The 22,916-nt window shown below is 68.8% G+C and carries 24 protein-coding genes; 11 read left to right on the top strand and 13 right to left on the bottom strand.

The window, feature by feature from the left end:
• Positions 1–406, bottom strand: a 406-nt coding sequence (locus RIF93_RS07965) for a cation:proton antiporter (protein ID WP_309090143.1), incomplete at its 3' end; no start/stop codon positions are given.
• A 147-nt stretch (positions 407–553) separates the two neighbouring features.
• On the opposite strand from RIF93_RS07965, the gene RIF93_RS07960 reads away from it, so the two are divergent.
• The 4 genes from RIF93_RS07960 to RIF93_RS07945 are packed head-to-tail and all read left to right on the top strand — an operon-like array spanning position 554 to position 1,867.
• Positions 554–877, top strand: a complete 324-nt coding sequence (locus RIF93_RS07960; protein ID WP_309090145.1) for a metalloregulator ArsR/SmtB family transcription factor — start codon at positions 554–556, stop codon at positions 875–877.
• On the top strand, positions 874–1,284 hold the full coding sequence (locus RIF93_RS07955; RefSeq protein WP_309090141.1) for an SRPBCC domain-containing protein: 411 nt from the start codon (positions 874–876) through the stop codon (positions 1,282–1,284). The genes RIF93_RS07960 and RIF93_RS07955 overlap by 4 nt, the downstream gene beginning before the upstream one ends.
• Positions 1,285–1,298: 14 nt before the next feature.
• Positions 1,299–1,499, top strand: a complete 201-nt coding sequence (locus RIF93_RS07950) for a hypothetical protein (protein WP_309090139.1) — start codon at positions 1,299–1,301, stop codon at positions 1,497–1,499.
• Positions 1,496–1,867: a DUF1801 domain-containing protein gene (locus RIF93_RS07945; RefSeq protein WP_309090138.1), complete on the top strand. Its 372-nt coding sequence runs from the start codon at positions 1,496–1,498 to the stop codon at positions 1,865–1,867. The genes RIF93_RS07950 and RIF93_RS07945 overlap by 4 nt, the downstream gene beginning before the upstream one ends.
• Here RIF93_RS07945 and RIF93_RS07940 read toward each other — a convergent pair.
• On the bottom strand, positions 1,864–2,373 hold the full coding sequence (locus tag RIF93_RS07940; protein ID WP_309090136.1) for a DUF1465 family protein: 510 nt from the start codon (positions 2,371–2,373) through the stop codon (positions 1,864–1,866). The two genes, RIF93_RS07945 and RIF93_RS07940, sit on opposite strands and share 4 nt — an antisense overlap.
• Before the next feature lie 78 nt (positions 2,374–2,451).
• Positions 2,452–2,658, bottom strand: a complete 207-nt coding sequence (locus tag RIF93_RS07935) for a DUF1192 domain-containing protein (protein WP_309090134.1) — start codon at positions 2,656–2,658, stop codon at positions 2,452–2,454.
• 81 nt (positions 2,659–2,739) lie between these two features.
• Here RIF93_RS07935 and RIF93_RS07930 point away from each other — a divergent pair, with 81 nt between their 5' ends.
• Positions 2,740–3,720: an NAD(P)H-quinone oxidoreductase gene (locus RIF93_RS07930; RefSeq protein WP_309090132.1), complete on the top strand. Its 981-nt coding sequence runs from the start codon at positions 2,740–2,742 to the stop codon at positions 3,718–3,720.
• Positions 3,721–3,867: 147 nt separating this feature from the next.
• The gene (locus RIF93_RS07925) at positions 3,868–5,382 is read left to right on the top strand and encodes an MFS transporter (protein ID WP_309090130.1); all 1,515 of its coding nucleotides are present in this window, start codon (positions 3,868–3,870) and stop codon (positions 5,380–5,382) included.
• Here the strand turns inward: RIF93_RS07925 and RIF93_RS07920 are convergent.
• Together RIF93_RS07920 and RIF93_RS07915 are read right to left on the bottom strand one after the other, a co-directional pair.
• Positions 5,379–6,611, bottom strand: coding sequence for a TetR/AcrR family transcriptional regulator (locus tag RIF93_RS07920; protein ID WP_309090129.1), 1,233 nt, complete (start codon positions 6,609–6,611; stop codon positions 5,379–5,381). The genes RIF93_RS07925 and RIF93_RS07920 overlap by 4 nt on opposite strands.
• A 72-nt stretch (positions 6,612–6,683) precedes the next feature.
• Entirely contained in the window at positions 6,684–8,123 is a 1,440-nt protein-coding gene (locus RIF93_RS07915; RefSeq protein ID WP_309090127.1) for a short-chain fatty acyl-CoA regulator family protein, read from the bottom strand.
• 142 nt (positions 8,124–8,265) lie between these two features.
• Between RIF93_RS07915 and RIF93_RS07910 the strand changes: the two genes are divergently transcribed.
• The 3 genes from RIF93_RS07910 to aceB all read left to right on the top strand — a co-directional run bounded on the left by RIF93_RS07910 (position 8,266) and on the right by aceB (position 11,812).
• On the top strand, positions 8,266–9,858 hold the full coding sequence (locus tag RIF93_RS07910; protein WP_309090125.1) for an isocitrate lyase: 1,593 nt from the start codon (positions 8,266–8,268) through the stop codon (positions 9,856–9,858).
• Between the two features lie 49 nt (positions 9,859–9,907).
• On the top strand, positions 9,908–10,117 hold the full coding sequence (locus RIF93_RS07905) for a DUF4170 domain-containing protein (protein ID WP_309090123.1): 210 nt from the start codon (positions 9,908–9,910) through the stop codon (positions 10,115–10,117).
• 93 nt (positions 10,118–10,210) lie between these two features.
• On the top strand, positions 10,211–11,812 hold the full coding sequence (aceB, locus tag RIF93_RS07900; protein WP_309090121.1) for a malate synthase A: 1,602 nt from the start codon (positions 10,211–10,213) through the stop codon (positions 11,810–11,812).
• A gap of 96 nt (positions 11,813–11,908) precedes the next feature.
• On the opposite strand, the gene RIF93_RS07895 is transcribed toward aceB, so the two are convergent.
• The 5 genes from RIF93_RS07895 to RIF93_RS07875 form a co-directional block, all read right to left on the bottom strand.
• The gene (locus tag RIF93_RS07895) at positions 11,909–12,811 is read right to left on the bottom strand and encodes a DMT family transporter (RefSeq protein WP_309090119.1); all 903 of its coding nucleotides are present in this window, start codon (positions 12,809–12,811) and stop codon (positions 11,909–11,911) included.
• A gap of 10 nt (positions 12,812–12,821) precedes the next feature.
• On the bottom strand, positions 12,822–13,196 hold the full coding sequence (locus RIF93_RS07890; protein WP_309090117.1) for a YdbL family protein: 375 nt from the start codon (positions 13,194–13,196) through the stop codon (positions 12,822–12,824).
• A 12-nt stretch (positions 13,197–13,208) separates the two neighbouring features.
• Entirely contained in the window at positions 13,209–13,397 is a 189-nt protein-coding gene (locus RIF93_RS07885; protein ID WP_309090115.1) for a YnbE family lipoprotein, read from the bottom strand.
• Positions 13,398–13,439: 42 nt separating this feature from the next.
• Positions 13,440–16,430, bottom strand: a complete 2,991-nt coding sequence (locus RIF93_RS07880) for a YdbH domain-containing protein (protein ID WP_309090113.1) — start codon at positions 16,428–16,430, stop codon at positions 13,440–13,442.
• 64 nt (positions 16,431–16,494) lie between these two features.
• Positions 16,495–17,283: an SDR family oxidoreductase gene (locus tag RIF93_RS07875; protein WP_309090111.1), complete on the bottom strand. Its 789-nt coding sequence runs from the start codon at positions 17,281–17,283 to the stop codon at positions 16,495–16,497.
• 131 nt (positions 17,284–17,414) lie between these two features.
• On the opposite strand from RIF93_RS07875, the gene RIF93_RS07870 reads away from it, so the two are divergent.
• Positions 17,415–19,490, top strand: a complete 2,076-nt coding sequence (locus tag RIF93_RS07870) for a 3-hydroxyacyl-CoA dehydrogenase NAD-binding domain-containing protein (protein ID WP_309090109.1) — start codon at positions 17,415–17,417, stop codon at positions 19,488–19,490.
• A gap of 82 nt (positions 19,491–19,572) precedes the next feature.
• Positions 19,573–20,778, top strand: coding sequence for an acetyl-CoA C-acyltransferase (locus RIF93_RS07865; protein WP_309090106.1), 1,206 nt, complete (start codon positions 19,573–19,575; stop codon positions 20,776–20,778).
• A 54-nt stretch (positions 20,779–20,832) separates the two neighbouring features.
• On the opposite strand, the gene RIF93_RS07860 is transcribed toward RIF93_RS07865, so the two are convergent.
• The 3 genes from RIF93_RS07860 to RIF93_RS07850 form a co-directional block, all read right to left on the bottom strand.
• Positions 20,833–21,453 (bottom strand): YceI family protein, encoded by a 621-nt coding sequence (locus RIF93_RS07860; protein WP_309090104.1) that lies wholly within the window; start codon positions 21,451–21,453, stop codon positions 20,833–20,835.
• A 105-nt stretch (positions 21,454–21,558) separates the two neighbouring features.
• Positions 21,559–22,137 carry an alpha-ketoglutarate-dependent dioxygenase AlkB gene (locus tag RIF93_RS07855; protein WP_309090102.1) on the bottom strand — a complete coding sequence of 193 codons (579 nt, stop codon included), beginning with the start codon at positions 22,135–22,137 and terminating at the stop codon, positions 21,559–21,561.
• A 78-nt stretch (positions 22,138–22,215) separates the two neighbouring features.
• Positions 22,216–22,797, bottom strand: coding sequence for a hypothetical protein (locus RIF93_RS07850; RefSeq protein WP_309090100.1), 582 nt, complete (start codon positions 22,795–22,797; stop codon positions 22,216–22,218).
• Positions 22,798–22,916 lie beyond the last annotated feature (119 nt).

Genomic DNA, 22,916 nt, shown 5'->3' with positions numbered 1-22,916 from the left:
GCACGCCCAGCAGCCAGGGCGCGAGAAGCATGGCGGCCAGGAACGGGACGGCCATGCCCGCCACCGACACCGCGCCCGCGCTGCGGACGTTGGATCGGAAGTGGCCGCCGTCGAAGCCGAGCCCCACGAGGAACATGTAGAGGCCGACCCCAAGTTGAGCGCAGACGTAGAGCGCGCCCTTGGCGGCCTCGGGGAACAGGACGGCCTGGAGTTCGGGGGCGAGCATGCCCAGCAGCGACGGGCCTAGCACGATGCCAGCGATCATCTCGCCCATCACCTGCGGCTGGCCCAGCAAGCGCCGGCCCAGCCAGCCGAAGAGCCGTGCGGCGGCGACGATGACCAGCAGCTCCAGGAAGAAGACCACGCTCAGCTGGGCCGGCGTCATGGATGCCCCCGCGGCGGGCATCGGCCCGCGCCTCGTTTCCTCGCGAACATCGGTACACGTCCGCCGCGGCCTGACAAGATAGCGCTAACATACTTTCTCGCACGGCGCGGGTTGCAGACGCATAACTCCGTAGCTATAGGTTACTCATAGCCAACGAGTTATGAGTTGATATCTCCAACGCCAGACCTTTTGTTTCGGACCCTTGCCGACCCGACGCGCCGGGCGCTGTTCGAAAGGCTGTGCCGAGAGGGCGAGCAGACGGTCGGCGCCCTGACGGCTCAGGCCGGCGTCTCCCAGCCGGCCGTGTCGAAGCACCTAGCCGTGCTGAAGCAGGCGGGGCTGGTGCGCGACCGGCACGCCGGGCGCCAGACCCACTACAGCGCGGACATCGGGGCGCTCGCGCCGCTGGTCCACTGGACCCGGGACCTCGCCGGGTTCTGGGAGAAGAAGTTCGACGACCTGGAAGACCTGCTGAAGAGAATGGACCAATGAGCCAGGCTGCAGACGAGCGTTTGTCGGTGGTCGTCGAGCGCGACATCCCGTTCCCGCCAGAGAAGGTCTGGCGCGCCCTGACCCAGCCGCACCTGATCGAGGAGTGGCTGATGAAGAACGACTTCCAGCCGGTGGTCGGCCGCGCCTTCCAGATGAGCGACACCTGGGGCGGGCTGGACTGCGAAGTGCTCGAGGTCGAGCCGCACCGCACGCTGGCCTACACCTGGAACGGCATGGGGCTGGAGAGCACCGTCACCTGGACGTTGACCCCCAACGGCGCGGGCACGCGCCTGCGCATGGAGCAGGTGGGCTTCCGGCCCGAGCAGCAGCAGGCCTACCGCGGCGCGATGGCCGGCTGGCCGCGGCTGTTCGACGGGCTGGAACACTTGCTGGCGAAGATCGACTGAGGGAGGAGACGCAGTTGAACTGGGACCTTTGGATCCGGCGAACGCACCGCTGGCTGTCGATCATCTTCGTGCTGGCCGTGATCGCCAACATCGCCGCAATGGTGATGAAGGCCGACGCGGTGTGGATCGGTCTTGCGGCGCTCGTCCCGCTGATCCCGCTGATGCTGACGGGGCTCTACATGTTCGTGCGGCCTTACGTGGCGAGGCGGGCATGAGCCGCCACCCGGATATCGACGCCAAGATCGCCGACTTGGGCGACTGGCGCGGTGAGACGCTCGCGCGCGTGCGGGCGCTGATCCATGAGGCCTGCCCTGACGTCGTCGAGACCGTGAAGTGGGGCGGCGTGCCGGTGTGGGAAGACGCCGGCATCCTCTGCACCGGCGAGACCTACAAGAAGGCGGTGAAGCTGACCTTCGCCAAGGGCGCGTCGCTGCCGGACCCGGCGGGGCTGTTCAATGCGAGCCTGGACGGGAACACCCGCCGGGCGATCGACGTCCCTGAGGGCGGCGAGCTCGATCCGACCGCCTTCAAGGCGCTGATCCAGGCGGCGGCCGCGCTGAACCGCGCGAAGAAGGCGGGTTAGGTCCCGAAGGCGCTCTTCAGCCGGTCGAGGTGGTTGAGCACCGCATTGGCCGGCGCGGGCTGGTCCGCGCTTTCCACGTACATGCGGCGGTCGAGGTGGCGGACGCGCTCGTAGAGCCGCTCGGCCCGGTCCAGCAGCATGAGCAGGGGCGCCGGCAGGTCCTCCGCGCCGTCGTCGCCCCGCACGTGCTCCTCGGCCAGGCGGTAGCGGTCCTCGCAGGCCGCGGCGGGCGGCATGTCGCCCTCTCGCACCGCGCGCTGGACCAGGAGCCACGAGGCCACCTGCATCAGGCGGGTGGTGAGCCGCATGCTCTCCGAGGCGTAGGCCAGGGCGGCGTTGCGCGACAGCAGCTTGGATTCCTGGCGGCCGGCGCCATCCAGGTAGGCGGCGGTCTCCTCGACCAGCTCCATGCCTTCCTGGAAGGTGCGCTCGAAGAGTTCGGAGCGGGCGAAATCCTGGATCACGTCCGCGCGCCAGGCAGGGCCGAAGGCGTTGATTTCTGGCATCGGGTCTTCAGCTCTTTTCGCGTCTGGACGCTTTTGATCCGTATAGGGCCTGCCCCTGCAACGGGCGTGCCAGTGATGTCAGCCGGCCGGCGGCGAGAACAGGGCGTCGGCGGCGGCGCGGCCCGCACGCTTGCGGTCCAGCTGGGCCTTCACCCGGGCGATCTCGGCCTGGAGGATCTCGATCCGCTCCTCGAGCTCCGCGGCCCCGTAGAGCTCGAGGTCCTCGCGGACGGCTTCCATTAGTCTCTGACCGCGGCCGATCCGAATGTCTGCTGGCTCTTCCATGCGCCTGCTCCCTTCCGGTCCCCCGCGATTGCGCGCTATCCAACCTCGCAAAGGGCCGCCGCGCAAGGTTTGGAGCGTCGCATGAGTGTCACGGATATGACCGCCATCGCCATCCAGGGCGGCAAGGGGCCGGCTTCGGCCCTCAAGGCTGTGCGCATGCCCGCTCCTGCGCCAAAGGCCGGAGAGGTGCTGATCCGGGTGCGGGCGGCAGGCGTGAACCGGCCCGACGTCGTCCAGCGCAACGGCTTCTATCCGCCGCCGCCGGGCGCGCCGGACACCCTTGGCTTGGAAGTCGCCGGCGAGGTCGTCCAGGCGGCGGGCCGCTGGAAGGTCGGCGACAGGGTGTGCGCCTTGCTAGGCGGCGGCGGCTATGCCGAATACGCCGTCTGCGACGCCCGGCACGCTCTGCCGGTCCCCGACGGACTATCGTTCGAGGAAGCCGCCGGCCTGCCGGAGACCGTCTTCACCGTCTACGCGAATGTGTTCGAGCACGGCGCCTTGCGGGCCAGCGAGACGCTGATGATACATGGCGCCACGTCCGGAATCGGGACGACGGCGATCCAGATGGCCAAGGCGGCCGGCGCGAGGGTGATCGCCACGGCCCGCGGCGCCGACAAGGCCGAGGCGGCGCGGCGGTTGGGCGCGGACGTGGCGGTGGACGCCACGGCCGAGGACTTCGCCGAGGCCGCGAAGGCCCAGGGGGGCGTCGACGTGGTGCTGGACATGGTGGGCGGCGATTACTTCGCGAAGAACCTGGACGCTCTGAAGACGGGCGGCCGGATCGTCTACATCGCCGCGCAGGCGGGCGGCGAGATCACCGTGCCGATCTTCCGGATCATGCAGAAGCGGGCGGTGATTACCGGCTCCACCCTCAGGCCCCGCGACGCCGACGAGAAGGCCCGGCTGGCGGCCGAGGTCGAGCGGGTGGTGTGGCCGTGGGTCGCCGCGGGCCAGGTGAAGCCGCAGGTGGACCGGACCTTCCCGCTGGCCGAGGCGGCGGCCGCCCACGCCCACCTGGAAGCCGGCGCCCACGTCGGCAAGGTCGTGCTCACCGCCGGGTGAACCATGCGGCCGTGTGTCGGCGCTGAAAGATCAAACACGTTGACGCGGCGGCGCCGTCGCGCGCAGCGTTCGCCCATTAGCGGGCCCCTCGAGAGGCCCTGACGAGAAATTTGCCGCGCCTTTCCGCGGCGGGAGGACATCGCGAGGATGACCGCGTCAGCGACGGCGGCCGGACGGCCGCGCCTGGGCCTTGCCACCAAACTGGCCTACGCCGTCGGCGGGACGGCCACTTACCTGAAGCTGCGGGCGCTCTCGACGTTCCTCGTGGTCTTCTACAACCAGGTCGTCGGACTGCCGCCGCAGATGGTGGGCGCGATCCTGATGGTCGTTCTTGTCGTGGACGCCCTCATCGACCCCATCGTTGGCCAGGTCTCAGACAATTTCCGCTCGCGTTGGGGGCGCCGCCACCCGTTCATGCTGGCCGCGGCGCTGCCCTACGCCATCGCCTTCTTCCTCCTGTGGAACCCGCCACAGGGCTGGAGCGACACGGCGCTTGGGGTCTACCTGCTGGTCTGCGTGCTCGCGGTCCGATTCTTCGACACCTTCTTCGAGATGCCCCACCAGGCGCTCGCCCCTGAGCTCGCCTACGAGTACGATGAGCGCACCAACCTGCTGGCGATGCGCCACTTCTTCCAGGTCATCGGCGGCCTGGGGATGACGGTGCTGGCCTATCAGGTGTTCCTGCGGGAGCGGCCGGACGGCACGGGCGGCGTTCTCGCCCGCGAAGGCTACTTCGGTTACGCCCTGACCGGCGCCCTGATCATTCTCGGCACGATCCTGATCTCCACGCTCGGCACGGCGAAGCAGATTCCCCACCTGACGCCGGCGCCCACGCGCAAGATCACGCTGAAGGCGATGCTGGTCGAGGTGTTCCACACCCTCAACAACCGCTCGTTCCTGGCGAGCGCCTTCGCAATCATGTTCATCGGCGTCGCGGTTGGCGCGCGGAACGGCCTGGAGATCTACTTCGGCCTCTATTTCTGGGAGCTGAGGCAGTCACAACTGGCCACGCTGGCGACCATCAGCGTGATCGGCGGCTTCATCGGCGTGGCCCTGGCGCCAATCGTCAGCCGCTATCTGGGCAAGAAGCGCGGCCTGATCACGGTGTTCGGCACCGCGGTCCTGGTCCACATCACTCCGGTCTCGCTGCGCCTGCTGGGCCTGGCGCCCGCCAACGGCACGCCCGAGCTGCTGGCGCTGATCTACGGCGAGGAGATCATCAATGCGACCTTCGCCTCGGCCACCGCCATCCTGCTCGCCGCCGTCGTCGCCGACGTTGTGGAGGATGCGGAGGTGAAGACCGGCCGGCGGTCGGAAGGGCTGCTGCTGTCGGCCAATGGGCTGTTCCGCAAGATGATCTCGGGCGCGGGCGTGTTCATCGCCACATCCGTGCTGGCGTTCGCCAGTTTCCCGCGCGAGGCCGAGCGGGGCCAGGTGAGCGACGAGGTGCTGCGCAGCCTGGGCCTGGCCTACATCCCAACCATCGTGGGACTTTACGGGATCGCGATCGCCTGCCTGTGCGCCTACGGCATCAACCGGGCTCGACACGAGGAGAACTTGCGCACGATCGCCGAGCGCGCCGTGAAGGCGGCCGCCGACGAGGCCGGGCCGGGCATCGGCTCGGGCGAGGCCGCGCCGGAGCCGATCCCGCCCCGCAGCTAGTGCTTGAAGACGCCCATCATCATGGGCTTCGCGAAGACGGCCGGCGCCGCCTTGGGCCGGACGTCGGGCACCAGCGAGCCCAGATCGGCGCAGGCGTTCAGGGTGGCGTTCAGCATCTGGGCGGCGATCACCGGATCGACCGGGCGGATCGAGCCCTCGGCGATGCCGTCCGAGATCATCGAGGCGAAGCGGTCCGACACGCGGTTGGCGTGTTCGACGGTGGCGCGGCGCATCTGCTCCGGCAGGGCCGTCAGGGCCGAGGTGCGCAGCAGCGGACCGTGGTCGGATAGCTGGAACTCACATAGGGCGGCGGCGCAGGCGCACAGCCGGTCCCACTCGCTGCCCGGCAGCTCCATGGCCAGGCGCTGGCCGCGGCGCATGACCTCGAAGGTGCGCTCGAAGCACGCGACCACCAGGTCGTCCTTGGCGTCGTTGTGGTGGTAGAAGCTGCCCTTGGTGACGTTCAGCTCGGCCGAGATCTTATCGACAGATGCGCCGCGGTAGCCGCGCTTGTTGATCAGCCGCGTGGCGGCCAGCAGGAAGGTCTCGCGCGCCAGCTCCGGCCCTTCGCGGGCGGCCAGCTCCTCCATGCGGATCGGCTGGGGCGTCCAGGCGTCCTCTTCCGTGGCCACGCCGTTCATGAGGATGTCGTGCATCCGGTCACGGACGCGGACGTAGTCCTCGGCGTCGTACTTCGGCAGCCAGTTGTGAGCCCAGAACAGCTGCTCCAGCAGCATGCGGGTGCGGGCCGTGCGCCGGCCGCGGGACATCCAGGCGAGTTCGGGCGCGTCGAAGATCTGGCGCACCTTGCGGAAAAGGCGCCCGTACGCCTGGGCGGCCTCCTCGCGGCGGGGCTCGTTGAGAGCCCGCATGTCCGAGATCACCGGCAGCGGCGGGGCGTCCTCGGCCACGGCCTGACGCATGCGCTCGAAATAGAGGGTGAGCAGCGCGTGCAGGCGATCGGACGGCGTGGACCGCTCCAGAGCGCTTTCGGCCATGTCGTAGTACGCCTCGATCCCGCGGATCAGGCAGGCGGCCGCAAGGTCGTCCTTGCGCTTGAAGTAGTAGGTGACGCTGGTGGTCGAGAGGTCCACCGCCGCGGCGGCGTCCGAGAGCGTCAGCCCCTTCACGCCCTTGCGGTTCAGGATGCGGGTCGCCGCATCCAGGATGGCCTCGCGCTTGCGTTCGAACCTGTCCGTTGATCGCGCCGCCGCGCTCCGTGGAGGCATGGATGAAAGAAACTCCCTGAAGCGCCTTTCTGCCCCGGAACGAGCTTCGGCGCAAAGGGGGTGGACGCAACGTCAGGTGGAGGCGAAGGGGTAAGGCGAGATCGACTTGGTGAAGTCGTCGACGGTGAGCGTGCGGGTGATGGGTTCCGCCGCCCGCTGCGGACAGGCCGGGCGCTCGCAGATCCGGCAGGCCGGGCCGATAGCGGTGGCGACGGGCTCCTTCAGGTCCAGGCCGCGGGAATAGACCAGCCGTTCGGCGTACTTCAGCTCGCAGCCAAGGCCGACGGCCAGCTCGGCGTCCTCCCCCGCGTACGGCGAAGCGATCCGCGAGACCGTGCGGGAAAGGGTGAAGTAGCGCTGGCCGTCCGGCGTCTCGATCACCTGGGTGACGATCCGACCGGGCGTGCGGAAGCTGGAATGGATGTTCCAGCGCGGGCAGGCGCCGCCGAAGCGGGAGAACGGGAAGGTGCCGCCGGCGAACCGCTTGGACACGTTGCCGGCGCTATCCACCCGGACCATGAAGAACGGCACGCCGCGGGCGCCGGGCCGCGACAGCGTCGTCAGCCGGTGGCAGGCCTGCTCGTAGCTGACGCCGAACCGGGCGCGGATCAGCTCGATGTCGTAGCCGGTGCGCTCGGCCGCGTCGTGAAAGGCCTGGTAGGGCATCAGCTGGGCGGCGGCCAGGTAGTTGGCGAGGCTGACCTTGACCAGGGAGCGCGTCGGTCGGTCCGGCGGCCCGGCGCGATCGGCCAGGGCGTTCAGCAGTTCGCCGTGCTCGAGCACCGCCAGCTGATAGGCCAGCGCGAACGACCGCCCGGCGCCGGTCAGGACTTCGGACAGGAACAGGCGCTTCCGGTGATAGTCGAACCGCCGGACGCTCTCGGGCAGCACCTCGACGGGCACCACCCGGACCTGCACGTTGTGCTTGGAAAGCAGCCGTGAACGGGCGGCGATGGCGTAGTCTTGCGGCTCCGGCCTCAGTTCCGAGACGAGCCGGTCGGCCGCCTCTTCCAGCTCGCCGAAGTAGTTCTTCTGGGTCTGGATGTAGTCGCGCACCCAGTCGGACGGGGTGACCACCGAGCTTTCGAAGGCGCCCTCCTCCGGCCGGCCGGCGTGGCCCAGCTCGCCCAGCCGGCGCTGGTCGAGATAGGCGCGGTAAAGCCGGACGATGGCTTCCGAGACGCCCGGCGCACTGTCGGCCACCTCGCTGATCTCGTGCCGGGCGACGCCCAGGTCGCGGAACAGCTGGTCGGAGAAGACCTCGGCCAGGCCTGTGGCGCTGTTGGACTCCGGATCCGACGAGAGGGTCTTCAGGTCGAGGTCGTAGGCTTCGGCCAGGCGCAGCAGCACCTGGGCGGTGACCGGCCGCTGGTTCCGCTCCAGCAGGTTCAGGTAACTGGGCGAGACGCCGAGATCCTCGGCCATGCGAGTCTGGGTCAGCCCCAACTCGCGCCGCAGCCGCTTCAGCCGCGCGCCCAGGAACAGCTTCCGATCGGTGGATCCCAGCGCCATGGCTGTCGCATTGTCACAGTTTTACAAGATTTACAAGGTGCTGCTGTGACACTCACGCCTTTTGCCTGGGCCATAGCGCTCGACCCCAAGCAAATTCAAGCGTTAGTGGCCCGGACGAGTTGTCAAAGATCGGAAGAGGCGCATGGCGTACCAAGACCACATCATCGAGATGGCCCAGCTCATCAAGAGCAAGGGTGGCACCTGGGACGGGATCGACGCGGAAGCCGTGGCGCGCATGCGCCTGCAGAACCGGTTCAAGACCGGCCTGGAGATCGCCAAGTACACCGCCGACATCATGCGCAAGGACATGGCGGCCTATGACGCCGACCCTTCGCAATACACCCAGAGCCTGGGCTGCTGGCACGGCTTCGTGGCCCAGCAGAAGATGATCGCCGTGAAGCGGCACTTCGGCTCCACCAAGCGCCGCTACATCTACCTCTCGGGCTGGATGATCGCGGCCCTGCGCTCGGAGTTCGGTCCGCTGCCGGACCAGTCCATGCACGAGAAGACCAGCGTCCCGGCGCTCATCGAAGAGATCTACACCTTCCTGAAGCAGGCCGACGCCCGTGAGCTGGGCGGCCTGTTCCGCGAGCTGGACGCCGCCCGCGAGGCCGGCGACGCTGCGAAGGAGCAGCAGATCCAGGACAAGATCGACAACTTCGAAACGCACGTTGTCCCGATCATCGCCGACATCGACGCGGGCTTCGGCAACGCCGAGGCCACCTATCTGCTGGCCAAGAAGATGATCGAGGCCGGCGCCTGCGCCATCCAGATCGAGAACCAGGTCTCGGACGAGAAGCAGTGCGGCCACCAGGACGGGAAGGTGACCGTTCCGCACGAGGACTTCATCCAGAAGCTGCGGGCCGTCCGCTACGCGTTCCTCGAACTGGGCGTCGACAACGGCGTGATCGTCGCGCGCACCGACAGCCTGGGCGCCGGCCTGACCAAGCAGATCGCCTTCTCCAAGGAGCCGGGCGACCTGGGCGATCAGTACAACAGCTTCCTCGACTGCGAAGAGATCGACGCCACCCAGGTCGGCAACGGCGACGTGGTGATCACCCGCAACGGCAAGCTGCTGCGTCCGAAGCGCCTGCCGTCGAACCTGTTCCAGTTCCGCGCCGGCACCGGCGAGGACCGCTGCGTGCTGGACTGCATCACCTCGCTGCAGAACGGCGCCGACCTCCTGTGGATCGAGACGGAGAAGCCCCACGTTGGCCAGATCGCCGGCATGGTGGACCGCGTCCGCGAGGTCTTCCCGAACGCCAAGCTCGCCTACAACAACAGCCCGTCCTTCAACTGGACCCTGAAGTTCCGCGAGCAGGTGTTCGAGGACTGGGCGAAGGAAGGCAAGGACGTCTCGGCCTATGACAAGGCCAAGCTGATGAGCGCCGACTACGACGGCACCGACCTGGGCATCGAGGCCGACAAGCGGATCAAGAGCTTCCAGGCCGATGGCGCGAAGCGGGCGGGCATCTTCCACCACCTGATCACGCTGCCCACCTACCACACGGCCGCGCTGAGCACCGACAACCTCGCCAAGGAGTACTTCGGCGAGCAGGGGATGCTGGGCTACGTCCTGGGCGTCCAGCGCGAGGAGATCCGCAAGGGCGTTCCCTGCGTGAAGCACCAGAACATGTCCGGTTCGGACATCGGCGACGACCACAAGGAATACTTCGCGGGCGAAGCGGCCCTGAAGGCCGGCGGCGTCCACAACACGATGAACCAGTTCGCCTAAGGGAGCAGGAGGAGGCCGGCCCGGTCACGCCGGGCCGCCTTTGGTGACGATGATGACGAAGGAACGGTTCTGGGTCGTCGGCGGCGAATACAGCTGCACGGCCTTCAAGTCCCTGAAGCACGGCGCGCCCGAGGTGTTGGGCCCGTACGACAGCCGCGAGGAGGCCCGCGCGGCCTGGCGGCGGAAGTCGGACGAGACCCGCAGCCTCGCCACCGCCCGCTACGCGATCGCCACCGAGCATCTCGTGCTGCCGAACTGATCGGCTAGTATCTTAGGCTCCCCGCTCCTCTCCGAGGGCCCGAGCGGGGAGCCTTCTTTTCTTCGCGCCCTCGACGTTCCGGAGCATTCCCCAATGTCGCTCGACCTCGAAACGCGGCCTGCCGTGCAGCTGACCCAACCTATCGAGGGCCGCGACGCCGAGGTGCTGACCCCGGAGGCGCTCGAGTTCCTGGCCGAGCTGCACCGCCGCTTCAACGACCGCCGGCTGGAGCTGCTGGCTCTGCGCGAAGAGCGGCAGACGCGGTTCGACGCCGGCGCCAAGCCCGACTTCCTGCCGGAGACGAAGGCCATTCGCGAGGGCGACTGGAAGGTGGCCCCGATCCCCGCCGACCTCCTGGACCGCCGCGTCGAGATCACCGGACCGGTTGACCGCAAGATGATCATCAACGCCCTGAACTCGGGCGCGCGGGTGTTCATGGCCGACTTCGAGGACGCCAGTTCGCCCACCTGGCGCAACATGATCGACGGCCAGATCAACCTGAAGGACCGCTGGGCGAACAAGATCGGCTTCACCGATCCCGCCACCGGCAAGAGCTATGCCCTCAAGGACAAGGTCGCGACGCTGATCGTGCGCCCCCGCGGCTGGCACCTGCCCGAGGCCCATGCCCTCGTCGACGGCGAGGAGATGAGCGGCGGCCTGTTCGACTTCGGCCTCTACTTCTTCCACAACGCCAAGACCTCTCTGGCGGCCGGCTCGGGGCCCTACTTCTACCTGCCGAAGATGGAGAGCCATCTGGAGGCGCGCCTCTGGAACGAGGTGTTCGTGTTCGCGCAGGAGACGCTGGGCATCCCGAACGGGACGATCAAGGCGACGGTGCTGATCGAGACCCTGCCGGCCGCCTTCGAGATGGACGAGATCCTCTACGAACTGCGCGACCACATGGCGGGCCTGAACTGCGGCCGGTGGGACTACATCTTCTCGTTCATCAAGCGCCTGAAGGCCCAGCCGGACGCGCTGACGCCGGACCGGGCGGTGATGACCATGGGCCAGGCCTTCCTGCAGGCCTATTCGTTCAAGCTGATCCAGACCTGCCACCGCAGAGGAGCCTTCGCCATGGGCGGGATGGCGGCCCAGATCCCGGTGAAGGGCGACCCGGCCGCCAACGAGGCCGCCTTCGCCAAGGTGCGCGCCGACAAGGAGCGCGAGGCGACCAATGGCCACGATGGCACCTGGGTGGCGCACCCCGACTTGGTGCCCGTCGCCATGGAGGTGTTCGACCGGCTGATGCCGGGTCCGAACCAGCTGGACAAGCTGCGCGAGGACATCACGGTCACCCGCGAGGACATGCTGGCCGTCCACGACGGTGAGCGGACCGAGGCGGGCCTCCGCGAGAACATCCGCGTCGGCGTCCAGTACATCGAGGCCTGGCTGCGCGGCCGGGGCGCGGTGCCGCTCTACAACCTGATGGAGGATGCGGCGACCGCCGAGATCAGCCGCACCCAGATCTGGCAATGGCTGTACCACCAGGGGACGCTGTCGGACGGCCGGACGGTGACGCCGGAGCTCGTGCGCCAGCTGACCGACGAGGAGATGGCCGGCCTGCGCCAGACGCTGCCGCCCGCGGCCTTCGAGGGCGGCCGCTTCGCCGAGGCCCAGAAGATCTTCCTCGACATGTGCCTGTCCGACAGCCTGGAGGAATTCCTGACGCTGCCCGCGTACCGGGTGCTGGATTAGAGCTGCCTAGCAGGTGCGATGAGGGGTTTCTCGGCGCCGTCGTCAGGCTCACGGGACAACTTGGCGGGGGCTCAGTGAGACCCCTCATCCGTCGCTTCAATCCCGCGCCGGGATCGCTTCCGCCGAAGGCGCGGGCGTGCGGCGCAGCAAAATGAGACCGGCGCCGACGATAAGCGACGCGCCGAGCACCACCGGACCGCCGGGAAGGTCGCCGAACGCCAGCCAGCCGATGGCGGCAGAGCCCAAGAGCTCCAGATAGCTGAGCGGCGCGAGCGTCGAGGCCTCGGCGCGGCGGTAGGCCAGCACCGAAAGGACGTGGGTGGTCAGGCCGATCACCGCCATGCCGGCGAACATCCAGAGGTGCTCGGGCCGAGGGGTCGTCCAGGTCAGGGCCGCCTGCGGCGCCAGCAGGAGAAGCCCCACGAGGTACTGGAAGGCGAGGGTCTGGAAGGGCCCCGCGCCGCCCGCGATCTTGCGTGTGGTCACCTGAAAGCAGGCGAAGGCGACGCCCGAGGCGAAAGCCAGCAGCAGGCCGGGATCGGGCGGGGCGCCGCCAGGCTGCAGGATCACCAGGGCGCCGGCGACCCCGAGCGCCAGGCTGATCAGCTTGATCGACGTGAAGCGCTCCTTCAGCACCGCCACCGCCAGGACCGAAGCGACGATGGGGCCGATGAAGTAGGCGCTGACCGCGGTCGCCAGGGGAATGCGCGCGACGGCCAGGTAGTAGAGGGTGGCCGCGCTGACGAGGAACACCAGCCGCAGAAGATGCAGCCAGCGGTGCTCCTGGGGGAAGATCGACCGGCCGTGCAGGCGGACGGCGACGGGCGTCACCAGAACGGCGGCGCAGAGGAAGCTGCACCAGCCGATCATCAGCGGCGAGTAGTGGGCCGACAGCGCCTTCGCCAGCCCGTCCACGCCGGGGATGACCAGCATGGCGAGCGACATCAGGAGGATGCCCTGCGTCCGCCCGTTCAGGCCGTGGAAGCCCCCCGTCGCCACCTCGGTTCGGCTATTTGCGCACCCAGCCGCCGCCGGCCGGCTTGTAGAACTCGCCCGGCTTCAGCTTCGTCTGCACGACCGTGGTGAAGGCCGAGGCGCCCGCCGCTTCCGGGCTGACGCCGTTCTCGGCGGCGGCCTTGCGGTACAGCTCGGCCCGGCCGCGGTTGATCTCCTCGACCGCCGCGCGCAGCGCCGTGTCCGACGAGGGCTTCACGAAGCCCAGGAAGCCGTCGGCCTGCTCGCCGACCAGGCCTTGGGCCTTGGCGGCGTCGACTGCGGCCTTGGCGTTCATCGCCTGGGCGACGACGGGGGTGGCGGCGACGAGGGCGGCCAGCACCGCCGCCCCGACCGAGCCGCCGAGGCCCATGAGGTCACGTCCGTTCATAGCCATGTCCTCCTAGAACAGTTCGGGGTTCTGCTGGATGAGGCTCTTCACGTCCTCGTCCAGACGCAGCCGGACGTCCGCGTCCAGCTTGGCGTAGATGTTGATGGGCGCGACCTCCACGCGGACGGTCGGCGTGCAGGCGGCGGCCCCTGTGAGCGCCAGGGCTCCAGCGGCCAGGGCGGCCTGTCGGCGGAGGATCATCGCGAGCGGTCTCCTTGTGTTGTCGCGGCCAGCATTCCACGGTCAGGGCTGAACCGGGCCTGAACTGCGTAGCCGCTGATACTCGGCGTAGTCGGCCAAGAGATCGTCCAGGTTGAGCGTCGTGTCGAGGGTCAGGTTCACCTGCGTGCCAGAGGGCAGCGGCAGGGGCTTGTCGAGGAACCGGCGACGGATCAGGTCCATCAGGCCCAGGCGGATCTCCTGGCGCTTCGGCGGATCGTGCCGGCCGACGATGCGGAACAGCACGTTCATGCGGCCGTCTTCGCGGCTGTTGAGAGTGGCCTCCAGCTCCTCGAACGCCAGATTCTCCATGGCCTGGTAGGCGAAGTCGGTGATCGCCGCATTGGCCTGGGCCTCGTTGACCAGTGGGGCGGCGGCGCCCGCCTCGACCGCCATCGGGTCGGTCTGCACGCCGACCAGGGCCTCGCGCTGAATCGATAGCCGCCCGGGCTCGATCGCCTTCAGCGTTCCGCTGGCGATGCGGACGCGATTGCCGATGGCCTCAAAGGGGATGCGGCCGGTCACCTTGGCGTCGAAGTCGACCTTGTCTCCGAAGGGCGAGGCCTCGACCAGGTCGTGCAGCTGGACGCCTTCCACAGAGAGCACGCCCTTGCGCGGGGCCTTGGGGTCGAGCGGCAGCTCGAGGCGCTCGATCTCGATTCGGCCGCCGCCGACCACCGCCTCGCCGCCGGTGATGGTGAGGACCTCGTCGCGCAGGCCGACCTCGGCGCGCAGGTTCGTGACCGGCACGATGGCGTCCAGGCGCTCGACGCTGACCACATGGCCCGGCGCAGCGACCAGCGGAGCCAGGCTGGTGAAGGTGAGCATTCCGGACAGGCCGGTGATGCGGCCCGCCGGCGACTGGAAGTCGAGCCGCGGAACGGTCAGCGTTCCGGCGCTGATGCCCACGTCGGGGTTCCAGGCGAAACCGCCCTCGAAGCGGGCCTGCCCGGCGGCCGGCGAGCCCAGGGCGGCGGCTAGGGGCGAGAGCTGCGCCGGCTGCAGGCCGCCCTCTGCGAACGTCAGCACGCCGGTGTCGATGTCGACCCGGCCCTGGCCCGACGGGCCGTCGTGGGTCAGCGCCGCATGCGCGACGCGGGCGCCGCCCGGAGCGGCGAGGTCCAGGTCGGCGGTCCAGGCGTCGCGCCGGGCGCGCGCGGTCCCAGTGAGGGCCAGCGGATGGAACCGGGTCTCGGGCGCCAAATCCACCACCCGAGCGCGGTCGATGCGGACGTCGGCGTCGAGGCGTCCGCCCTTCAGGCCGAGCGCGGCCGGGCCCGCGGCGTCGCGCGCGCCCGCCTGCAGGAAGGGGACATCGGCCGCGGCGGCCTCTGCGCGGCCGGCGATCCTCCAATCGGCGCCCGTCATCCGGAACAGCGGCTCGGAGCCCGGACAGAGGCGGGTCGAGAGCTTCTCCACGTCGTTCTCGCCGAACTCGAGCTTCTCGGCCGTGAAGGTCGCGCAGCGGCTGCCGACCAGCGTGAGGGCGCCAGCCGCAATCCGCAGCCGGCCGGCGGCGTGCACACGGCCGCGCTCGATGGGGCCGAGGTCCAGCGCCGCCTTCAAGGTGAGCCCGGCCGAAGCCCCGCCGTCCGCAAGCGTGAGATTGCGGGCCGTGACGTCCACGTCGGGCAGGCCTCCGCCCCGCGCGGTCAGCCGCCAGTCGTCCGCCCCGAGGCTCGCCAGCCGCACCTCTCCGCCGCTGTCGGGACGCAGGACCGCCGGCTGCCGCAGGCCGAAAATCGGCGCGGCGCCGGGGGCGAGCGTCACCTGCATTTGCGGCGCGGCGAGGTCGAAGCCGCGCAGGGCGCGCTTGATGTCCACCATGTCGCCGGTGTCCTGGGCCGTCGGCGCGCCCAGGCCGGCGTAGGCGCCGTGGCCGACGAGGCTGCCGAACAGCGCCGCGCGCAAGCCGTCCTTGGCCGCCGACACGGGACCCTGGGCGCTGAGCGTCGTGCGGGTCAGCGTCAGGCCCGCCGCCTGGCCGCGATCGAGCACCGCATTGGCCTTCAGCGTCGCGGAAACACGGTCGCCTCCGGCTCGGGTCCAGCGGATGTCGGAGCTGGCGAGCGCCAGCCGCACGCCCCTGGCCTCCGCCGGCCCCAGATCGCCCGACGCCGCCCGGACATCGGCCGTGGCCTGGCCGGTCACGGCCAGGTCCGGGATCCAGCCGCGGGACGAACCCACGAAGCCTGCGCGGGCGTGCAGGCCACGGAAGCCCTGCTCGCCGGCCGCAGCCCGGTCGGCGACGAGCCGGACGTTCAGGGTGACGGCCCCGTCGCCGCGGCGCTTCACCAGGTCTGGATAGGGCGCCTCCGCGGTCAGGCTAAGCCGGCCGTCCTGCAAGGCGAGATCGCCGGAGCTCACCCGGGCGATGGGAGCATCCAGGCGAGCGGATACCCGCGGACCGACGGTCGTCACCGTCACGGTCGCCCGGCCGGTCTCGGCGGCGAGGCCGCGTCCGCGAAGCCGCGCCGGATCGGCGGCGGCGGCCAGTGACATCAGCTTGTTGTCCTCGACCCGGGCGTCGGCGGTGACCCGCAGCGGGCCGTAGTCGGTGGCGAGCCACAGCACGCCGTCGTCGATGGCGATCCGCGGCTTGGCGGCGTCCGGCCGCGGCGGGCGGCGGCGGAATTCCTCGATCAGCGGATCGAGGCTGCCGACGCTGAGCTTGCCGCCGCGGACCGCGGCGCGCAGCACAGGCTCACGCAGGGTGACCGAGAGCACCTCCACGCCCAAGCCTTTGAAGCGATAGCGCACGTCGGCCCGGGCGGTCTGGAAGTCGGGCCGTGCGGGATCGCCGATCCGCAGGCGCGCCGCGAAGCTGGACGGCCCGATGGCGTAGACCTCGGCTTCGGACGCGACGCCCTTCGACCGCAGCCAGCCAGTGAGCGCCTCTCGCGCCAGGCTCTTGCGGTTCAGCCAGGTAAGGGCCGCGACGAGGACCAGCGCCACGCCGACCAGCGCCAGGATCAGGCGCAGGGGTCGGGCTTTGCGGGCGGTCTCTTCGGTCAAGGGCAGGCTCGGCTATGGGAGCGAGATACTCCCATAGCGCAGAACGGGCCCAAACTGTGCCGCCTCAGCCGGCGATCGCTTCCCGCGGCAGGGTGGCGAGCGCCACGCCGCCGTCGACCGGGATGGTCGCGCCGACCACATAGTCGCCGGCGCGCGAGGCCAGGAAGATCGCCGTGGCGGCCATGTCGTCGTCGCGGCCGATGCGGCCCAGAGGCACCCGCTTGGCCACCGCTTCCGACTGGTCGCGCGCTGCCCGGTTCATCTCGGACGCGAAGGGACCGGGCGCGATCGCGGTGACCACGATGCGGTCCTTGATCAGCTTCGCCGCCATCCTGCGGGTCAGGTAGATGAGCGCCGACTTGGACGCGTGGTACGAATAGGTCTCGAGCGGATTGAGCGCGATCCCGTCGATCGAGGCGATGTTGATCACCTTGGCCGGCTGTTCGTCGCTTGCCGCGGCCTTCAGCGCGCCATGCAGGGCCTGCGTCAGGAAGAAGGGCGACTTCAGGTTCAGGTTCATCACCTTGTCCCAGCCGCTCTCGGGAAACTCGTCGAAATCGGCGGCCCAGGCCGCGCCGGCATTGTTCACCAGGATGTCCAGCTTGGGCTCGCGGGCGGTGATCGCCTGGGCGAGCGCCTTCACGCCTTCGGTCGTGGAGATGTCCTGCGGCAGCGAGATGCAGTTCGGCCCCAGCTCGGCCGCCGTGGCGTCGCACGCGTCGGCCTTGCGCGAAGAGATGTAGACACGTGCGCCCTGGTCGATGAAGCCGCGGGCGATCATCTTGCCGATGCCTCGCGAACCGCCGGTCACGAGCGCCGTGCGCCCTTCCAATGAGAACAGATCCGACGCCATCGCGCCCTCCCTCTTGCAGGACCAATTTCAGCTTGGCCCCCTCGGTAGAGGTCTATAACAAGCGTTTGAATTGGAGCCCGCCAGGAATTTTCGGCGAACCTGATTTTCAGACATCAAGCGAGGGAACCGGCATGAGCGAGATCAACTCCGTCACCACCTTGAGCCAGGAAGGCGACGTCGCCGTCATCACCCTGAACTCGCCGCCCGTGAACGCGCTGTCGGCCAATGTCCGGGACGGCCTGTACCAGGGCTTCCAGAAGGCGATCGAGAGCGACGCCAAGGCGATCGTGCTGATCTGCGACGGCCGTACGTTCATCGCCGGCGCCGACATCACGGAATTCGGCGGGGCCATGAAGGGCGCGAGCCTGCCCGAGGTCCAGGGCATGATGGAGAACTCGCACAAGCCCGTGGTGGCGGCGATCCACGGCACCGCCCTGGGCGGCGGCCTGGAAGTGGCGCTGTGCGCCCACTATCGCGTGGCCGTGCCGTCCGCGAAGCTGGGCCTGCCGGAAGTGAACCTGGGCCTGCTCCCGGGCGCCGGCGGCACCCAGCGCCTGCCTCGCATCGCCGGCGTCGAGAAGGCCCTGGAGATGGTCACCTCGGGCCGCCACGCCCCGGCCAAGGAGGCCCTGGAGATGGGCCTGGTCGACGAGATCGTCGAAGAGGGCAAGCTGAAGGAAGGCGCCATCGCCTTCGCCCGGAAGCTTGTGGCCGAGAACAAGCCGCTGGTGAAGGTGCGCGACAACAACGCCAAGCTGGAAGCGGCCAAGGGCAAGCCCGAGATCTTCGAGAACTTCCGCAAGGCGAACGCCCGCAAGTTCCGCGGCTTCCTGGCCCCGGAATACAACATCCGCTGCATCGAGGCGGCGGTGAACTCGAACTCCTTCGACGAAGGCCTCGCGGCCGAGCGCAAGATGTTCATGGAGCTGATGACCGGCCCGCAGTCGGCCGCCCAGCGCTACTACTTCTTCGCCGAACGCCAGGCCCAGAAGATCCCGGACGTGCCGGACGACACCCCGACGCGCCCGATCAAGAAGGTGGGCGTCCTGGGCGCCGGCACCATGGGCGGCGGCATCGCCATGAACTTCCTCAACGTCGGCATCCCGGTGACGATCGTCGAGGTGAAGCAGGAGGCGCTGGACCGCGGCATCGCGACGATCCGCAAGAACTACGAGCGCTCGCGCGGCGCCATCCCCGAGCAGACCGAGAAGCGCATGAGCCTGCTGACCGGCTCGCTCAGCATGGACGACTTCGCCGACTGCGACCTCATCATCGAGGCCGTCTTCGAGCGGATGGACATCAAGAAGGACGTCTTCGCCAAGCTCGACAAGATCGCCAAGAAGGGCGCGATCCTGGCGACGAACACCAGCTATCTCAACATCGACGAGATCGCCTCGGCCACCACCCGGCCGGAAGACGTCATCGGCCTGCACTTCTTCTCGCCGGCCAACGTCATGAAGCTCCTGGAGGTGATCCGCGCCGATCATACGGCCAAGGACGTGATCGCCACCTCGATGAAGCTGGGCAAGCAGATCGGCAAGGTGGCCGTGCTGGCCGGCGTCTGCCCGGGCTTCATCGGCAACCGCATGCTGAGCCAGCGCCAGCGCGAGGCCAACAAGCTGGTGCTGGAAGGCGCCATGCCGTGGGATATCGACCGGGTCCTGTACGACTTCGGCTTCCCCATGGGTCCGTTCGCCATGAGCGACCTGGCCGGCCTGGACATCGGCTGGGTGAAGGAGAACTCGAAGGGCGAGACCCTGCGCGACGTCCTCTGCGAGATGGACCGCCGCGGTCAGAAGACCGGCGCGGGCTTCTACGACTACGACGAGAACCGCACGGCCAAGCCGAGCCCCGTGACCGAGAAGATCATCCAGGACTTCCGGGACAAGAAGGGCATCAACGCCCGCACGATCTCCGACCAGGAGATCCTGGAGCGCTGCGTCTATCCGATGATCAACGAGGGCGCGAAGATCCTCGAAGAGGGCAAGGCCATCCGTCCGTCCGACATCGACGTGGTGTGGGTGAACGGCTACGGCTGGCCCGTCTACCGCGGCGGCCCGATGCACTACGGCGACCAGGTCGGCCCCGAAAAGGTGCTCGCCAAGATGCAGGAATTCCACGGCTCCATGGGCGACGACTTCAAGCCGTCGGCCCTGCTCGAGAAGCTGGTCGCCGAGGGCAAGAAGTTCTCGGACCTGAAGGCCTAGAGACCGAAACCGAAGCGGCGGGGCGCCTCAGGCGGCCCGCCGTTTTTCCACCCGTCACCTCACGTAACGTCAGGATTTCTTGATGCGCGAAGCCGTCATCGTCGCCGCCAAGCGGACCCCCATCGGCAAAGCCTACCGCGGCGCCTTCAACAACACCTACGGCGCCACGCTGGGCGCGGAAGCGATCCGCGCGGTGGTCGATCAGGCCGGCGTCGATCCAGGCGAGATCGACGACGTGGCCATGGGCTGCGCGCTGCAGCAGGGCACGACGGGCAACAACATCGCCCGCCAGGCGGCCCTGCGCGCCGGCCTGCCGAACACCGTTTCGGGCATGACCATCGACCGTCAGTGCAGCTCGGGCCTAATGGGCGTGGCGACCGCCGCCAAGTACATCATCAACGACGGCGCGCCGGTGGCCATCGGCGCCGGCATCGAGTCGATCAGCCTGGTGCAGAACGACAAGGTGAACCGCTTCATGGCCGCCGATCCGTGGCTGCGCGAGCACGTGCCGGAGCTGGCCACCTCGATGATCGAGACGGCCGAGATCGTGGCCGAGCGCTACGGCGTCAGCCGCGAGGCGCAGGACGAGTACGCCCTGCAGTCGCAGCAGCGCACCGCCCAGGCCCAGGCAGAGGGCCGGTTCGCCAGCGAGATCGTCTCGGTGACCACCGTCATGAAGGTGCTGGTCAACAAGGAGACCGGCGAGACGGCCGACAAGGAGATCACCATCTCCGCCGACGAGGGCAACCGCCCGCAGACGACGCTCGCCGACCTCCAGAAGCTGAACCCGGTGTTCAAGGGCGGCCGCTACGTGCCCGAGGGCAAGTTCATCACTGCCGGCAACGCCTCGCAGCTGTCGGACGGCGCCGCGGCGGTGCTGCTGATGGAACGCAAGGAAGCCGAGAAGCGCGGCCTGGAGGCTCTAGGCGCCTACCGCGGCATGGCCGTGGCCGGCTGCGGGCCCGAGGAGATGGGCATCGGACCGGTCTTCGCGATCCCGAAGCTCCTGGAGCGCAACGGCCTGACCATCGACGACATCGACATCTGGGAGCTGAACGAGGCTTTCGCGAGCCAGGTGCTCTACTGCCGCGACAAGCTGGGCATCCCGAACGAGAAGCTGAACGTCTCAGGCGGCTCGATCTCGATCGGCCACCCCTATGGCATGACCGGCGCCCGCTGCACCGCGCACCTGCTGTACGAAGGCAAGCGCCGCGGCGCGAAGTACGGCGTCGTCACCATGTGCGTCGGCGGCGGCATGGGCGCCGCAGGACTCTTCGAGATCTTCTAGGCGCCGGCGCACACCGGACGATCGAAGGGCCGCCCTCCGGGGCGGCCCTTTTCCTTAAGAGGCGGCCTTGAATTCAGCCTCGATCTTGAGAGTGACCTCATCGCCGACGGCCGGCAGGCCGTAGGTGATCCCGAAGTCCGACCGCCTGAGCTTGGCCTCGCCGTCGAAGCCCACGGTGTACGTCTTGTCGAGCGGATTGACGCCTGCCTGGTTGAACTCCGCCTCGATGACGATGGGCTTTGTCACGCCCCGGAGCGTGAGCTCGCCGTGGATGTCGGCCTCTCCATCGCCTTCGACCACGATCCGGGTCGCCCTGAACGTTGCTGTCGGGAACTTCGCGGTGTCGAGGAAGTCAGCCGACTTCAGATGCTTGTCGAGGGCGGCGTTCAGCGTGCCGACATCGTCGGCCTTCACCGTCACCTCCAGCTTCGAAGCGGCGGGCGCCTTGGGGTCGAGCGTCAGGACGCCCGAGGCGCCGGCGAACTGGCCCGCATAGGTCGAGAATCCCAGGTGGTTCACGAACCAGGTAATCTTGGAGTGCTCGGGATCCAGCCTGTAGGTCCCGGCGCGAACCTCGGTCGGCTTGCGGGTGAAGGCGTCCTGGGCCTGAACCGCGCCCGCCGAGATGACGAGGGCTGCGAGCGCGCCGGCGGCCGCGAACTTCTGGAACTGCACTGGAAGACGTCCTCTCTGTGAAACTCGAGGTCCACAGATCGGCGTTCACGGCCGCGGGGATAAACCCGCCGCTGGGCGGAAGACTTCTACTTGGCTGGAAACAATCTAGGCCCGCAAGTTGCGGAACGTGATGGAGTAGCGCAGCGCGACCGCCTCAGGCAGGCTGTGCTCCCACTCCGTCCGGGCGGGGCCGTCGAGGAGGTAGGCGGACCGCGGCGCCAGCGGGACGTTGATCCGCTCGAACCGTTCCCTCACCCGCCGGCGGAAACGCATGACCGTCGCGGCGCCCAGCGACACGCCCACAACCTTTTCGAACACCGGCCGGTCGCGGTGCCAGCCGATCGGCGCACCCTCGCGGTACTCGTTGATCAGCACGTGCTGGAAGCCTTCGGGTGGCAAACCGGCGAAGGCGGCGGCGCGGTCTCGTGTGGGGATCAGCCAGTCCGGCATCGGCTCCGCTGGGACCAGACCAGGGCCGTTGAAGTCATACCGCCAGCCGAACGAGTGGACACGGCGGCGGCCTTCGTAGCCGCGGAACTGGAACGGCTCGAACGGCAGCTCCGCCAAATGCGCCATCAGCACCTGCGCCTCGGCCTCGCTCACGAACTCCGGGCGATAGGCGAAACCCTCCGGCCCGGCGGGCGGAGAGGCTTCGAACAGACTGGGCTGGGCGCTCGCCGGCATCGGGCTCAGATGGGAAGACGCAAAGGCGGCGGGAAGGCCTGCGCCTTCCCGCCGCCCGCTATGAGGTCTGGCGGACCGCTAGTAGCGGCTGTAGCCGTACTCGCGGTCGGGGTCGGTCCGCTCGTCGCCGATTCGGTCGGCCAGCGCGTCCATGCGGCGGTCGAGGTCGGCGCGTTCCCACGCCGAGATGCCGCCGACGCGGTAGCGCGCCTCTAGCGCCGCCAGATCGTCGAACTCGTCGCGCAACAGCTCGGCCTCGTCGTTGGTCAGCTGTCCCGAGCGCAGGCCCTGCTCGATCCGCCGGTCCAGGCGGAGCTTGCGGTCTTCGAGCGAGGCGAGTTCCGCGCCGTCCATGTCGGCCATGGCGAACTCGATCCGGTCATGCAGGCCGGCATAGCGCCGGTCCAGGTCGCGGCGTTCGCCCCACGACAGGCCGTTCATTCGATAGCGGCCTTCCATGGCCACCAGGGCGTACATCTCGGAGCGGATCATCCGCGCCTCTGCGTCGCTCATGGATCCCGAGGCGAGGCCCGCCTCGATCTGGTCCTCGACGATCGCCTGACGCTCGATCATCGGCATCCATCGGCTCTGGGCCGCCGCGGCGCCCGCGCCCAGCGTCAGCGCGGTTGTGGCGGCCAGGGCAAGAGTAAGCTTCTTCATGGTTCGAACTCCTCGAGCTTGCGGTCACCCCTGGGCTGTCGAGAGTCCCCCCGGTTTGAGGGCGGCGGCCGGCGCGCGCCCGCCGCCGAGAAAACGTACAACCAGCGGTTATATCCGTA

It is taken from the genome of Phenylobacterium sp. (genome assembly GCF_031181185.1).
Taxonomy (GTDB): Bacteria; Pseudomonadota; Alphaproteobacteria; order Caulobacterales; family Caulobacteraceae; genus Phenylobacterium.
Note: the sequence above shows the minus strand (reverse complement) of the source record. Positions and strands in the feature narration are given on the sequence as shown.